This window comes from Actinoplanes sp. NPDC026670, from assembly GCF_040638175.1.
Classification (GTDB): domain Bacteria; phylum Actinomycetota; class Actinomycetes; order Mycobacteriales; family Micromonosporaceae; genus Actinoplanes.
Map to the genome: position 1 here is coordinate 1 of NZ_JBEZXU010000169.1, position 1,805 is coordinate 1,805.

At 69.6% G+C, this 1,805-nt stretch carries 1 protein-coding gene and 1 pseudogene; one reads left to right on the forward strand and one right to left on the reverse strand.

The features are described from left to right. Nucleotides 1-94 precede the first annotated feature (94 nt). Entirely contained in the window at nucleotides 95-1,417 is a 1,323-nt protein-coding gene (locus AB0E94_RS52780) for a M23 family metallopeptidase (RefSeq protein WP_360344512.1), read from the reverse strand. A gap of 273 nt (nucleotides 1,418-1,690) precedes the next feature. Between AB0E94_RS52780 and AB0E94_RS52785 the strand changes: the two are divergent. Then, a pseudogene (locus AB0E94_RS52785) lies at nucleotides 1,691-1,805 on the forward strand (epimerase); the annotation flags it as partial.

Genomic DNA, 1,805 nt, shown 5'->3' on the forward strand with positions numbered 1-1,805 from the left:
GAGCCGGCCGGGCCCGTTGCCGGAGGCGCCCGTCTGCACAGGACAGGTGCCTCCGGGCGTACGGAAGATGGTCAGGCCTGCCAGGCGGTTGTGGCTACTGGTTGGCGAGGGCTACCTGCCGGGCGTTGACGACGATGTCCCACCAGGATGAGTTCAGGTGCGGTTCCTTCACCCGGGCCCAGCCGCCGGAGACCACGGCGATCCGGGTGCCGGCGACGTCGAGATCCGTGGCGCCGGTGGCGACGAGATCCCAGCCCGCGTTGAGCGGTCCGGCCTTCACGTAGGCGTTGCCGCTGTTGTCCCGCACTGCGACCCGGTAGCCCTCGACGACGACCTCCCGGCCAGCAGCCTGGTTGACCCAGCCCGCGTTGAGCGGACCCTCCTTCACCTTGGCGGTGCCGCCCTCGACGACACCGATCCGGGCTCCGTCGAGGGACAGGTCGGTCGCGCTGGCCGCGACCGTGTGCCAGAGCGCGTTGATGGACCCTTCCTTGACCTTCGCGACGCCGCTCTCGATGACCCCGATCCGACCGTCGGCCGCGTCGATCACGGTCGTGTTGCTCGAGATGTGCGCCCAGTTCGTGGCGTAGAGGCCGTCCTTGGCCCAGGCCCTGCCGTCGGTGCCGAGCACGACGTAACGGTCACCGTCGACGACGACGTCCTTGGCGTTGTGGAACAGTGTCACCCAGGCTGCGGTGAGACCGCCGACCTTCACCTCCGCAGTCCCGTTCGTGCCGATGACGGCGATGCGGTCGCGGTCGGCGGAGACCTTGGTGACGTTGGTCTTGAGTTCGTGCACGGTCCCGTTGAGCGACTCCTTGGCCGCGAGCGTCCCGTTGGTGCGTACCACGAGGACCCGGTCGGGAATGGCGTTGGCCGGCGGCAGGTCGGCGAACGGAAGGTTGATCGGGGCGCCCTTGGTGACCGTGCCGCCGCAGGCGTACGCCGGGGAGATGTTGTAGACCGCGCCGTTGCGCCGGATCTCGAAGTGCAGGTGGGGGCCGGTGGAGTTGCCGGTGCTGCCGACGTACCCGAGCACCTGCCCCTGCCCGACCTGCTGCCCGACGGTGACCGCCGGCTGCTGCACCATGTGCAGGTATCTGGTCTGGTAGCCGCTGGCGTGGTTGACCGTCACCATGTTGCCCCCGCCAGCGGACCAGCCGGCGAAGACGACGGTGCCGGGGTAGGCGGCGCCGATCGCCATCCCGTTGTTCCCCGCGATGTCCACCCCGTAGTGGTCGCCGTCGATGCTGCCGCACCTGCTCGACAGCACCCCGGTGACCCGTCCACCCACCGGCTGGATCATGGCGCCGGTCTGCGCTGACGCCGGCTGCGCCGGAACGACCGTGATTCCCAGCAGGATGCCTGCCGCCACTCCGACCGCTCGCAGTCGACTCCACACGCTTGCTCTCGTCACGCCTCCACCTCTCGTCGATATTCATGAACATCGTGATGCTGTGACATCGGGTGGAGTTTTCACAAGGTCGGAACCTGTCGGGTCAGGTGAGACGTACTTATGCTCAGGTGCGCTGTAGATCAGCGGGTTGAGCTGCCGGTTTGTTGATCCACGCGCCTTCCTCGTCCGCCCGCCCATCCGGCCTGAACGCCGGCCCATCCCGGCCCGGGCGCCCGTCCGGCCCGGCTGCCCGCGCGGGTGATTGAGGTGCGGCTGACCGGGTACGGGGCGGAAATGCGGATCGTGGTGGTGGGGGCGACCGGCAACGCGGGCACCGCCCTGTTGCGCCGGCTGCGGCGGGAGCGCGGACTGGACCTCGCCGGGGTGGCCCGTCGGCTGCCCGGGCCGG